The following is a 12,590-nucleotide window of genomic DNA, read 5'->3' as shown; positions in this document are numbered from 1 at the left end:
GACCACCCCTCACACTAACGCACACGGCTTGCATGGATTCTTTCGGCGGCGGAGGGCCAGCGGGTGCAGCCGGACACGATCCTTGAGGCGGTACTGTCCATCGACGACGACTTGGTTCTGAAGCGGACCTGGGGCGAGTCCAGCGTCTTCTACAACCCGGGCGGCGCGTCGGCCCACGGCAAGTATGTCCTCACGGTCAAGGATCGCGACGGCCCGAACGACAAAGCTTCCCGTCTGGACCGTGACGGGGTGTTCCGGGTGAGCATCGGCTTGACCCGTGGGGAGTATGCCGCGCTACTCGGCCCCGCGCCGAAGCGCCCGCCGAAAGGGAGCGTGGTCCAGACCGGCCACGACTTCACCCGGCTCGGGGTCTGGCTCCCGCATCCGGTGTACGCTTGGATGAGCTGGGCGTGTATTCTCTGCCCGTGTGAGGCCGACCGCGACGAATTGCTGCGGCTGGCCACCATCGGGCTCGACAGGGCCCGTCGAACCGCTCTCAGGGCCGACCGACTTGATTAACATCGAAGCCCCGCGGGCGGGTTGAGCGCCCGTCCTGCAGCACGTTGAAGCCCCGTCAACTCGCCTTCGCGCACCACAGGCACCCCTCCCGGGACCACCCGGCCGCACCGGGATGGTTCTTTCGCCGGCACCACAGCTCTCCGGCGTGACAACTGGTTGTCACTCACCCAGCGAGCGACGCCCCAGATGCCCCGCGAATCACTTCTTAGGCGGCTGGTAGTTCAGCAGGTACTTCTGCCGCTGCTCGGCGAACGCCCGGACGTTCATTGCCTGCGGGCCGCGGAACCCGCCCCCGCCGCCCGCCGGCGGCTGCGCGGCCGGCCCGGGGTTCTCGGCGGTGAGCCGCTGGAACGCCTCGAACGAGTCGAGCTTGCGGGTGTCGGCCTCGACCTCCTTCTCGATGAGCGTGCGGTAGCCGGCGACGACCGGCCCGAGCTTCTTCCAGTCGAGCGCGTCGGCCGCGATCGTTCGCACGTTCTCCAGGTACTTCGCCCGCAGCGCCGGCACCGCCAGCACCTTGCTCCGCAGCGGCTTGCGGGTGTCGTCGAGGCCGACGAGCGGGTCGAGTTCGACGCCGATCGCGCGGCCGCCCGTGCCGCCCGGTCCACCGCCGGGGCCGCCGCCCGGGGGGCCGAACCCGCCGGGGCCGCGGTCGCGCATCTCTTTCAGTTGCTTCTTCTGCGGGTCGGTGAGCAGCTTTTCGAGGCTCGCGTCCACGTCCTTCTGGAGGTCGGCGAGCTTCTTCTTCTGGTCGTCGGTCAGGCCGAGCACGTCCTGAATCGGGGGCGGGAGCACCTCGCCGGGCGGGGGCAGCCGCATCACGAACCCGCCGCCGGGACCGCCCGCACCACCGGGACCGCCGCCGCCCATGCCGGGGCCGCCGGCCGGCCGGAACGCCTCGTTCATGTCGTGCGGGACGAAGTGGAACTTGCCCTTCTCGTCGAGGTAGATGGTGTAGTCGCTGGCCCGGATCCAGTACCCGTCGCAGTTGATGAGCGCCACGTCGAGGGCCAGGAACCACAGCAGTTCGTCCACGTCGGCGATCGGCCGCAGCGCCGCTTCGAGCTTGTCCGGCGGGGTCTGGTTCAGCACCTTGCAGAAGTTCGCGAGCGCCTTCCAGGCGTCCTCGTTGTCGGCCGACTTCATCGTGTACCGCCGCTTGTACGCCGCGGGGTCGTCGCCGAGGTACTCGAGCCCGCCGCCGCCCCCGGGGCTCCCGCGGACCTTCCACCGGGTGCCCTTCGTGGTCTTGTAGTTCTCGTCGAGGAACACCTTGTCGAACTGCTGCACGCTCGCGTACACGCCCCAGCTCTCGCCGTTGACGACCACCCTCACGAAGTTCGCCCTCGGGGCCGGGAGGTACTTGCGGGCGACGTGCGAGTACAGCACGGTGTTCATCAGCGAGGGGTCGTCGTGCGAGTTCAGCAGGTTCAGCGTCTTGTACCCGAGGAGCCGCTGCTTCGGGTCGGCGAGGTCCAGCGACACGTTGAGGGACCGCTTGAACCCCGCCCCGACGCCCATGTACGACGACATGCCGCGGAAGTGGACGCCGACGTTCGGGTACCGCTTGCCGTCGACGACGAGCGTGGCCGGCACGTCCACGTCCGTGCCGTGGAAGTCCTGGAGCTCCTGTTCCCAGTCCTTGTTCTCGAACTCGAGGAACACAGTGCGGAGCACGGCCGGGTCGTAGAGCGGCGCGTCGGGAACGGCCTTCACGTCGCCGGGCCGCACCGCGGGGCCGGGCTTCGGCGTGCCGCGGTCGCCGCCCTTGCCCCCGAACCCGCCCTTCGGGCCGAACCCGAACCCGCCGCCCTTCTTGGCGGTCTCGCGGGCCGCGACCCGCTCGTCGGCGTTCAGCCACCCGTCGCTGTTCTTGTCGAAGTCCTTGACGATCTTCCGCTCCTCGCCCCCGGGCGGGCCGAACCCGCCCTTGCCGCCGCCCGGGGGCTGCGAGGTCGCGACCCGCGACGAGAATAGCACGGCCACCGCCGCCCCGACGAACAGCACCGTCCCGAAACCCATTCGCATGGCGCACCCGCTTTCCGAATCGAATCGTCACCCGACCGCCACGAGCAGTGTAAACGGATTCCCGGCCCGGCCGGAGACAGCCCGGAACCCGGGCCGGACGGTGCGGGACGATCCACCCGCCCGCCGGTCGCATACACTTCTCAGCACACCCCCTCTCCCGAAACTCTCCCACACGCACCCAGAGGGCGATGGATGAAGCGGATCGGTATTCTCACGGCCGGCGGCGACACCCCGGCGCTCAACGCGACCATCCACGGCGCGGTCACCCGGGCGTGCCAGCGGAAGATCGAGGTGCTCGGGTTCATCAAGGGGTTCAGCAGCCTGTTCAACCCCCGGGTCCCGCACCTGCACCTGAACCCGCTGTACGCCCCGATCCCGGAACTCGACCCGACCCTCGGCGGCACCCTCATCGGCGCGTCCCGGGACTACGTCGACGCGGGCGACAAGGAGAGCGTGAACCTCATCGCCGGGCGGCTCCAGAAGCTCGGCGTCGAGGGGCTCATCTGCGTCGGCGGCGACGGCACCCTCAACGGGATGCAGGCGCTGTGCGAGTGCCTGCCGACGGTCCTCGCCCCGAAGACCATCGACAACGACCTCGGGCTGAACTACCGCTCGGAGGTGGACGAGTGGGTCCGGCACCCGGCCGGCGCGGTCGTCCCCGGCGCGGTCGAGAAGGACGGGTTCCTGTACACCCGGGCCGAGTCCCGGGACCGGTTCGACCTGGACCAGATCGTGAACTACGTCACCCCCGGGTACGCGACCGCGGTGTTCGTGTCGGCGTCCGGCGTGCAGCGGGTGCGGACCACCGCCGAGAGCCACCGCCGCATCGCCATCGTCGAGGTCATGGGCCGGCACTCGGGGTACCTCGCGCTCGGGGCCGCCTACGGCCAGCCGGACATCCTCCTCGTCCCCGAGCACCGGCTCAACGTGGACATGCTCGTCGAGCGGATCAAGGAGATCTACGACCTCCAGAAGCACTGCGTGATCGTGTGCGGCGAGGGGATCGTGGACGCGAAGGGCGAGGAACTCGGCGCGGAACTGAACAGCACCGACCCGTCGGGGAACAAGATCCTCAGCGGGGCGTCGGAGGCGCTGCGGTCGGTGCTGATCCAGAAGCTCGGGGACACGTACTTCACGAGCAAGCGGCGGAACGAGTCGGCGAAGGCCGCGATCTTCACCCGTAAGCTCGGGCACACGCAGCGGGGCGGGCGGCCGGTGCTGTTCGACCGGTTCTACGCCGGCCAGCTCGGCGGGCACGCGGTCGACATGCTCGCGGAGGGGACCATGAACGCCGTGTCGGTGCTCCAGTACACCCGGGACCGCGGGTTCCACCTCGGGCAGGTGTACGCGAACGACTTCCGGGACCGGTGGGGGCTGATCCACGCCCGCACCATGCACCCGAGCTTCTACGACCCGGCGGCGATGAAGCCGAGCCAGACCGGGATCGACTACCTGGTGCCGATCTTCACCCGGGCCGTCGGGGCCGACGACGTGGAGGTGATGCGGGCCGAACTGTTCGACCCGAGCCACCTGAAGATGCCGTACCACTCGGTCAACACCGACGTGAACAAGCGGATCCGGTACCTGGATTAATTCGCAACGCGGAGCGCGGAAATCGGAATAATGAAGAGAGAAGTCGCCTCCCACACGATCGGGCCGCCGATGTCTGAGACTATGAATTCCGAACTCCCCGTTCCGCACTCCCCGCAAGCGCCGCTCCCGGTCGTCACGCTCAAGATCGAGCGGCGGTCGTCGCACCCGTGGATCTTCCAGAAGATGGTCGAGAAGCCGGTCGCGCGGATCGCGCCCGGCACCGTCGTGGACGTCGTCGAGCGGACCGGGAACTGGGTCGCCCGCGGGTTCTACAACGGGCACTCGCGGATCACCCTGCGGGTCATGACCACAGACAAGGACGAGCCCGTCGACGCCGCGTTCTTCGCCAAGAAGATCGGGGCCGCCGTCGGGTTCCGCCGCGACGTGCTCAAGCTCGACAAGGTCAGCAACGCGTACCGCCTCGTCCACTCCGAGGCCGACGGGCTCTCGGGGCTGGTCGTCGACCGGTTCGGCGACACGTGCGTCCTCGAGTTCTTCTCCGCCGGCATGTACAAGCAGCGGGGGCCCATCATGGACGCGCTGCGGGGGTGCTTCCCCGAGACCAAGTTCTACTACTTCGCCGAGGAGCACGTCGGCAAGCAGGAGTCGTTCGACTGCCGGCCGCCGGCCCCGCCGCCGCCCGACGTCATCACCGAGAACGGGCTCCGGTTCCGGGTCGCCCCCGGGAGCAAGCACAAGACCGGGTTCTTCGTGGACCAGCGGGACAACCGCGAGCTGTTCAGCACGTTCTGCGGGGGCAAGCGGGTGCTCGACATCTGCTGCAACACGGGCGGGTTCGGGGTGTACGCCAAGGCCCGGGGCGGCGCGGCCGAGGTCGTCGGGCTCGACCTCGACGAGCAGGCGCTCGACATGGCCAAGCAGAACGCCAAGCTCAACGGCGCGGCGGTCCGGTACGTCCAGGCCGACCTGTTCTCGTGGCTCCGGGACGTGATCCCCAACGGGGAGCGGTTCGACACCGTCGTCCTCGACCCGGCGAAGCTCACTCGGGACCGCGAGGACGTCGAGACCGCGCTCAAGAAGTACTGCGACATGAACCGGCTCGCGCTCCAGGTCGTGGCGCCCGGCGGGGTGTTCCTGACGTGCTCCTGCACCGGCCTCGTGAGCGAGGCCGACTTCCTGGAGTCGATCCGCCGGGCCGGGTGGCAGGCCGGCCGCACCCTCCAGATCTTCAAGATCACCGGGGCCGGGGCCGACCACCCGTTCCTGCTGCACGTCCCCGAGGGCCGCTACCTCAAGGCCGTGTTCTGCCGGGTGACGTGACGCCGGGGCCGGCCGCGGGGCGGCCCGAGGACGGTCCCGCGACCGCAAGCGGCGGGGCCGGGAACTTCGGTCCGATTGTGCCGACCGCGGGGGACTCTCCGGGTTGGCGAATCTGGGCGATTTCCTTGTTATGATTCGGGCACCGGCCCACAATGCATATCACACCCGCCGCCGCGGCCCCGCGGCCCGCGCCCGACCCGACCACATCCCCGACCCGTGCCGGGCGGCGCACGCCCGCCGAACCGGCCGCGGCTCGGGCTTCATCCGCCCCGGAGCCCCGCCCGATGCTTCTCCCCCGCTTCCCGCACCGCCCCGCCAGCAAGCGTAAGCCCACCCCGCGGTTCCCGTTCCTCCACCTCGAGCAGCTCGGGGACCGCAGCGTCCCGGCCGTGTTCACCGTCTCGACCCTCGCCGACGCCGGGGCCGGCTCGCTCCGCCAGGCGATCGTCAACGCGAACGCGACCCCCGGGGCCGACACGATCCGGTTCGGGGTCGCCGGCACCATCGAGCTCACGCGGGCGCTGCCCGCGGTCACCGCCCCCGTCCAGATCGCCGGGACCACGGCCCCCGGGTTCGCGACCGCGCCGGTCGTCGAGATCGACGCCAACGGCGCCCGCGGGCTCGTGTTCAACCGCGGCGCGGCCGGCTCGCTCGTCGAGTCGGTCGGCGTCGTCGGCGCGAGCGTGGCCGGGGTGACGCTCAACGCGAGCAGCGTCTTCCTGTACGGGAACTACGTCGGGCTGCGGCTCGACGGCACCACGGTCGGCGGCAACACGGGCCACGGCGTCCTCGTGAACACCGGGGGGGCGCTGAGCGTCATCGGCGACGCGGACCCCGCCCGGTCGAACCTGATCTCGGGCAACGCCGGCAACGGCGTGTTCCTCAACGGCGCGTCGGGCGCCACCGTCGCCGGGAACTTCATCGGGACCGACGCGACCGGCACCAAGCGCCGCGGCAACGGCGCGAACGGCGTCCAGATCGCCAACGGGGCCAGCGACAACCTGATCGGCGGGCGGACCCCGGCGAACCCGCCCGGCACCGACCCGAACCAGCTCTCGGGGAAGCGGCCGCCCGAGGGGAACCTGATCGCGGGGAACGCGGCCAACGGGGTCCTCATCAACAGCGGCGCGACCGGCAACGTGCTCAGCGGGAACTTCATCGGCACCGACGCGAGCGGGATCAAGGCCCGGCCCAACCTGGGCCACGGCGTGTCGATCGCGAACGCCGACGGGAACTCGCTCATCGGCACCCAGGTGAACCTGAACCCGTTCATCTATTACAACGTGGTCAGCGGCAACGGCGGCGACGGGCTGCGGGTCAACAACTCCGACAACACGGTGATCCAGGCGAACTTCTTCGGCCTCGGGAGCGACGACAACGCGCCCGTCGGCAACGGCGGGAACGGCGTCACCATCGCCGGCGACTCGCGGGGCACGACCCTCGGCGGCATCATCCCGCTCGGGAACGTGATCGCCGCCAACGCCGGGCACGGGGTCGTGGTCCGGGACCAAGCCACCGGGTTCGTGTCCGAGAACTCGTTCGTCGGGGTCGCGGCGTTCAACCCGGACACCGACCTCGGGAACAAGCAGGACGGGTTCCACATCACCTCGACCGGCGGGAACAACCTGCTCCGGATCAACGTGATCTCGAGCAACGGGGACGACGGGGTCGAGGTCTCCGGCAACGCCCGCGGGGTGCAGGTCGTGCAGAACATGATCGGCACGAACACCGACGGCGCGTTCCCGGTGCCGAACAAGGGCAACGGCGTCGAGGTCGGCGGCACGGCCCGCGACCTGGTCATCGGCGGCCCGGTGGCCGGGTTCTCGATCATCCCGGTGCAGACCATCTCCGGGAACCTCGGGCACGGGGTCGCGTTCGTCGGCCGGGCCCGCAACGTCGCGCTCAACTTCGCCCGCATCGGCACCGACTCGCAGGGGCTCGCGTCGAGCGCCGGGCCGCAGGCCCTCGGCAACCAGAAGGGGGGCGTGTACGTCGGGCCGCAGGCGCGTGCCATCGCCATCGGGTCCACGGACCCGAACCTCCAGACGGTGATCGCCGGGAACCTGGGCACCGGGGTCCTCATCAACGGGTCGCAGAACAACCAGGTGGTCGGGACCTACGTCGGGCTCGACAAGAACGGCAACGCGGTCCCCAACCTGGGCGACGGGGTCCGGCTGAACAACGCGGCGAACAACCAGATCGGCGGCGGCGGCCCGGGGCAGACCAACGTCGTCGGGGCCAACTCGGGCAACGGCGTCACCCTCACCGGGTCGGGCACCACCGACAACCTGGTCCGCGGGAACTTCGTCGGCACCGACCCGACCGGCCTGCTCGCCCGCGGGAACCAGGGCCACGGCATCCAGGTGACCGCCGGGGCGGCCCGCAACGTACTCGGAGGCCAGGTGTCGGGCGACCCGCCGGACACGCTCCCGAACGAGTTCTCCGGCGCGCGGCCCCCGCAGGGGAACGTCGTCTCCGGGAACCTCGGCAACGGCGTCCTCATCAACGGCGGGTCCGCCGGCAACGCGCTGTACGGCAACCTCGTCGGCACCGACGCGACCGGCATCGCCCCGCTCGGCAACGCCCGCGACGGGGTCGCGATCGTCGGCTCGAACAACACCGTCATGGCCGGCACGCTCCCGACCCAGGACCCGTTCGTCTACTACAACGTGGTCGGCGGGAACCTGGGCAACGGCCTGCGGGTCTCGGACTCCAACGGCACGGTGATCCAGGCCAACTTCTTCGGCATGGGGACCGACGACAAGACCCCCGTGGGCAACGCGCTAAACGGCGTGGTGATCGAGGGCACGTCGAAGAACACCACGTTCGGCGGCCCGATCCCGCTCGGGAACGTGATCGCCGCCAACGGCGCGAACGGGGTGGTGCTCCAGGACCAGGTCGGGAACCTGACCGCGTCGAACAACTTCACCGGGGTCGCCGCGTTCAGCGAGGCCGCCGACCTGGGCAACGCGCTCGACGGCTGGCACATCACCGCCACCGGCGGGAACATCGTGTTGAAGATCGGCAACATCATCTCGGCGAACGGGGACGACGGGGTCGAGGTCTCGGGGGCGGCCCGCGGCGTCCAGATCGTGCAGGACATCATCGGGCTGAACACCAACGGCACGCTGGCCCGGCCGAACGGCGACAACGGCATCGAGATCGGCGGCCTGGCCCGCGACATCGTCATCGGCGGCCCGCAGACCGACTTCTCGGTGGTGCCCACCGGCACCGTCTCGGCCAACAAGGGGTACGGCGTCGCGGTGCTCGGCGGCGCGAGCGACATCGACATCAACTTCGTCCACATCGGCACCAACTCGGGCGGCATCGCCGAGGACCCGGCGAACCCGCAGGGGCTCGGGAACCAGAAGGGCGGCGTGTTCGTCGGCCCGAACGCGAAGAACGTGACCATCGGCTCGCCCGACCCGGGGCTGCCGACGACGATCAGCGGGAACGTCGGCAACGGCGTGACCATCGCCGGCGCGAGCGGGGTGACGGTGCGGAACGCGATCATCGGCGTGGGCCGCGACGGGTCCGCGGTGCCGAACACGGGCGACGGCGTCGCGGTCGCGGTCGGCGGCCGCAACCGCGTCACCCGGAACTCGATCTCGGCGAACGGCGGGGCCGGCATCACCCTCGCCGGCGGCGCGAACAACGGGCAAGTCGCGCCGGTGCTCACGTCGTTCGCCCCGGGGGCGACGAGCGCTCAGGTGCTCGGCACGCTGGCGGCCGCACCGAACACCACTTACACCGTGGAGGTGTTCGCCGACGCGCCGCCGACGGGTGGGACGGCCCAGGGGAAGACGCTCCTCGGGTCGGCGACGGTGACGACCGACGGCTCGGGCACCGCGGCCCTGGCACTGAACGTGGCGCTGCCGCCGGCCGGCTCGACCGTGGTCACCGCGACCGCCACCGACCCCACCGGCAACACGTCCGCGTTCTCCGCGGCGATCCCGGTGTGACAGGCGGGAGGCTGGTTTCGAGCCACGGGGCTTGCCCCCGTGGTTACGAACGTCCCGAAGACCACGGGGGCAAGCCCCGTGGCTCGAACCTTGGTCACACCCCGCGGGTCGCGGGGTCCCAGACGATCTTGTGCAACTGGAGCTGGAACCGGACCCGCTCGAGCCCGGATTCGAGCAGCCAGTTCACCAGTTCGACCGGCTGCACCCTGCCGAACACCGGGCTCACGAGGCACTGGAACCGCGAGTCGAGCCGGTGCCCGCGGATCGCCTCGGCGGCCCAGTCCCAGTCGCGCCGCGACGCGATCACGAACTTGATCTCGTCGGTCGGCTTCAGCGCGTCGAGGTTCGCCCACAGGTTCCGGTCGCACTCGCCGCTGTCCGGGCACTTCAGGTCCATGACGACGTGGACCCGGCGGTCGACCGGGGAGATGTCGTGCGCGCCGCTCGTCTCCAGCAGCACCGTGCGGCCGGCGTCGGCGAGTTCGGTCATGAGCGGGAACGCGTCCGGCTGCAAGAGCGGCTCGCCGCCGGTGACCTCGACGAGCGGGCAGTCGAACGCCAGCGCCCGCGCGAGGACGTCGGCCCGGCTCATTCGCTCGCCGCGGTTGAAGGCGTGCTGGGTGTCGCACCAGCCGCACCTGAGGTCGCACACCGAGAGGCGCACGAACACGCACGGGAGCCCGGCGAACGTCGATTCGCCCTGCACGCTGCGGTACACCTCGTGGATCAACAGTTCGCCCGCGCGCACGCGCTCCAGCAACTGCACGCGGTGCTTGGCCTCGGGCGGAACGCTCGCCAGCGGTAACGTCTTCAACTCGCTCATAACTCCCATCTTAGCAGCCGTGCCGTTGAGTTCGCGGGTCGAGAGAAGGTAGGCGACTCGCTCCGCGAGTCGCGCCCCGGCGCACCGGCCCCGCGCCCGGTGCCGCTCGCGGAGCGAGTGACCTACCATCCCGGCGGAACCACGCGGCCCTGCTGAACAGCCGCACCGCGGTTGCACGCCGGCCGCCCGGCGGGTATACGGCCGGCCGGAGGAGGACCGCCATGCGCGCACTCGCACTCGCCGCACTCGTACTCGCCCTGGGGCGCGCCGCCGCGACCGATGCGCCGCCGGCCGTTGGGGTCGCGGCCACCGTGAACGGCCAGCCGATCCCGCTCGCCGACCTCGACGCGGCCGTCGCCGCCGACCTCCGGAACGTGCCGGTCACGCCGGCCCAGCGCCGGCAACTCCGCGCCGTCGTGCTCGACGACTTCATCGACGACGCGCTCGTGCGGCAGTTCCTCGCGAAGAACGGCCCGAAGGTCGACCCCGAGGAGGTCGAGGCGCAAGTGAAGGCGCTGACGGCCCGGCTCGCGAAGGAGAACCGCACCCTCGCGGCGCACCTCAAGGAACGGGGGCAGACCGAGGCCCAGCTCCGCGACGCCTACCACACGCAGATCCAGTTCGCCGCGTACGTGAAGCAGCAGGTGACCGACGAGCAACTGAAGGAGTACCACGCGGCGCACCGCGACCACTTCGACAAGGTCGAGGTGCGGCTGAGCCACGTCATGCTCCGCGTGCCGAAGAGCGCGCCCGTTGCGGCGCGGGCCGCGGTCCGGGAGAAGCTCCAGGTGGTGCGGGCCGACGTGGCCGCGGGGGCGCTCGACTTCGCGACCGCGGCGAAGCGGTTCTCGCAGTGCCCGTCGGCGAAGGCCGGCGGCGACCTGGGGTTCGTGCCCCGCCGCGGGCTCCCCGAGGACGAGCCGATCGCGAAGGCCGCGTTTTCGCTGAAGGTCGGCGAGCTCAGCACCGTGGTCGAGTCCGACTACGGGTTCCACCTGCTCCTGGTGACCGACCGCAAGCCGGGCACGCCGTCGGTGCTGGAGAAGTGCGCGTTCGAGGTGCTGGAGGCGTACACCGACGACCACCGGCTCGACCTGGTGAAGAAGCTCCGCAAGGAGGCGGAGATCAAGGTCACGCTGCCGTGAGCGGCGATGAAGACGAAGAGAGTTATCCACAGATTACGCAGAAGACACAGATTTTAAGACCGAAAGCAGAGAACAGAAGTTGGAGATCAGATTCCGACCCGCGGTTGTACCTCTCTGTCCTCTGGTTCTAAAATCTGTGTCTTCTGCGTAATCTGTGGATAACTCTCCGTTCTGTACTCTGCAGATCAACCGACTTCTCATCTGCGGGCCAGCTTGGCGGCGAGTTCGACGGCCTTCACGAAGCTCGACACGTCCGCAGTGCCCTGCCACGCGATGTCGAACGCGGTGCCGTGGTCGACCGACGTGCGGACGATCGGCAGCCCGAGCGTCACGTTCACCGCCTCCTCGAACGCCAGCGACTTGAGCGGGATCAGCCCCTGGTCGTGGTACATGCACACGTAGGCGTCGGTCGCGGCCCGCAGCTTCGGGAGGAACGCGGTGTCGGGCGGCAGCGGGCCGCTCACGTCGATCCCCTTCTCGCGGGCGTCGGCGATGGCCGGGGCGATGACGCGCTCCTCCTCGCGGTCGCCGAACAGTCCGTGCTCGCCGGCGTGCGGGTTCAGCCCGCACACGAGCAACCGCGGCTTGCGGCCCCGCATCCGCTCCATCGCCGCCGCGGTGAACTCGATCGTCTCGCGCACGAGTTCGCGGGTCAGCAGTGCCGTCACCTCGCGGTAGCCGACGTGGACCGTCACGAGTGAGCAGGTGATCGCGTCGGACGTGAGCATCATGCACGCTTTCGGGGTGTTCGTCCGGTCGGCGAGGATCTCGGTGTGCCCGGGGAACGGCACGCCGGCCTCGTGCAGCGCCTCCTTGTTGATCGGCCCCGTCGCGATGGCATCGACGCGCCCGGCGAGCGCCTCGTCGATGGCGAACGTGACGTACTCGTAGGCCGACCGGCCGCACGCCGCCGAGACCTTGCCGGGTTCGATGTCCGCGGGGGCGTTGCCGAGGTCGTGAACGAATTGCGGGTCCGGTGCGGGCCAGCCGAGGTGCGCCGCGACCCGCGCGAGGTGCCGCAGGTCGCCCACGACCACGGGCGCGCACGCCGCCCGCACCCGCGGGTCACCGAGCAACCGCAGGCACAGTTCCGGGCCGACGCCGGCGGGGTCGCCCATCGTGATCGCGACGCGGGGCAGGTTCGCCATTTCACACCCTCTGTGGGACCCGGCCTTGGCCCGGCGAGATCGGGCGAACCCTGAGCGCCAGCGAGGGGGTGAGGCGCACCCCCTCGCTGGC

At 70.3% G+C, this 12,590-nt stretch carries 8 protein-coding genes; 5 read left to right on the top strand and 3 right to left on the bottom strand.

The window, feature by feature from the left end:
- Positions 1-63: 63 nt before the first annotated feature.
- Complete coding sequence (locus tag ACTIGN_RS11125) at positions 64-519, top strand: DUF6194 family protein (RefSeq protein WP_439623776.1); 456 nt, start codon at positions 64-66, stop codon at positions 517-519.
- Positions 520-717: 198 nt separating this feature from the next.
- Here ACTIGN_RS11125 and ACTIGN_RS11120 read toward each other — a convergent pair whose 3' ends face one another.
- Positions 718-2,547, bottom strand: coding sequence for a CotH kinase family protein (locus ACTIGN_RS11120; protein ID WP_439623774.1), 1,830 nt, complete (start codon positions 2,545-2,547; stop codon positions 718-720).
- A 192-nt stretch (positions 2,548-2,739) separates the two neighbouring features.
- Here ACTIGN_RS11120 and ACTIGN_RS11115 point away from each other — a divergent pair, with 192 nt between their 5' ends.
- The 3 genes from ACTIGN_RS11115 to ACTIGN_RS11105 all read left to right on the top strand — a co-directional run bounded on the left by ACTIGN_RS11115 (position 2,740) and on the right by ACTIGN_RS11105 (position 9,383).
- Positions 2,740-4,140, top strand: a complete 1,401-nt coding sequence (locus ACTIGN_RS11115) for a 6-phosphofructokinase (RefSeq protein ID WP_439623772.1) — start codon at positions 2,740-2,742, stop codon at positions 4,138-4,140.
- An 81-nt stretch (positions 4,141-4,221) separates the two neighbouring features.
- Positions 4,222-5,421 (top strand): class I SAM-dependent rRNA methyltransferase, encoded by a 1,200-nt coding sequence (locus ACTIGN_RS11110; RefSeq protein WP_439623770.1) that lies wholly within the window; start codon positions 4,222-4,224, stop codon positions 5,419-5,421.
- A gap of 284 nt (positions 5,422-5,705) precedes the next feature.
- Positions 5,706-9,383 carry a beta strand repeat-containing protein gene (locus ACTIGN_RS11105; RefSeq protein WP_439623768.1) on the top strand — a complete coding sequence of 1,226 codons (3,678 nt, stop codon included), beginning with the start codon at positions 5,706-5,708 and terminating at the stop codon, positions 9,381-9,383.
- A gap of 94 nt (positions 9,384-9,477) precedes the next feature.
- Here the strand turns inward: ACTIGN_RS11105 and ACTIGN_RS11100 are convergent, their stop codons facing one another.
- Positions 9,478-10,206 (bottom strand): radical SAM protein, encoded by a 729-nt coding sequence (locus ACTIGN_RS11100; protein WP_439623766.1) that lies wholly within the window; start codon positions 10,204-10,206, stop codon positions 9,478-9,480.
- 221 nt (positions 10,207-10,427) lie between these two features.
- Between ACTIGN_RS11100 and ACTIGN_RS11095 the strand changes: the two genes are divergently transcribed.
- Positions 10,428-11,351: a peptidylprolyl isomerase gene (locus tag ACTIGN_RS11095; RefSeq protein WP_439623764.1), complete on the top strand. Its 924-nt coding sequence runs from the start codon at positions 10,428-10,430 to the stop codon at positions 11,349-11,351.
- Positions 11,352-11,548: 197 nt separating this feature from the next.
- Here ACTIGN_RS11095 and pdxA read toward each other — a convergent pair whose 3' ends face one another.
- Positions 11,549-12,499 (bottom strand): 4-hydroxythreonine-4-phosphate dehydrogenase PdxA, encoded by a 951-nt coding sequence (pdxA, locus tag ACTIGN_RS11090; RefSeq protein ID WP_439623762.1) that lies wholly within the window; start codon positions 12,497-12,499, stop codon positions 11,549-11,551.
- Positions 12,500-12,590: the final 91 nt, after the last annotated feature.

The organism is Gemmata sp. (assembly GCF_051859125.1).
Lineage (GTDB): Bacteria > Planctomycetota > Planctomycetia > Gemmatales > Gemmataceae > Gemmata.
This window is presented reverse-complemented; position numbering and strand designations above follow the sequence as displayed.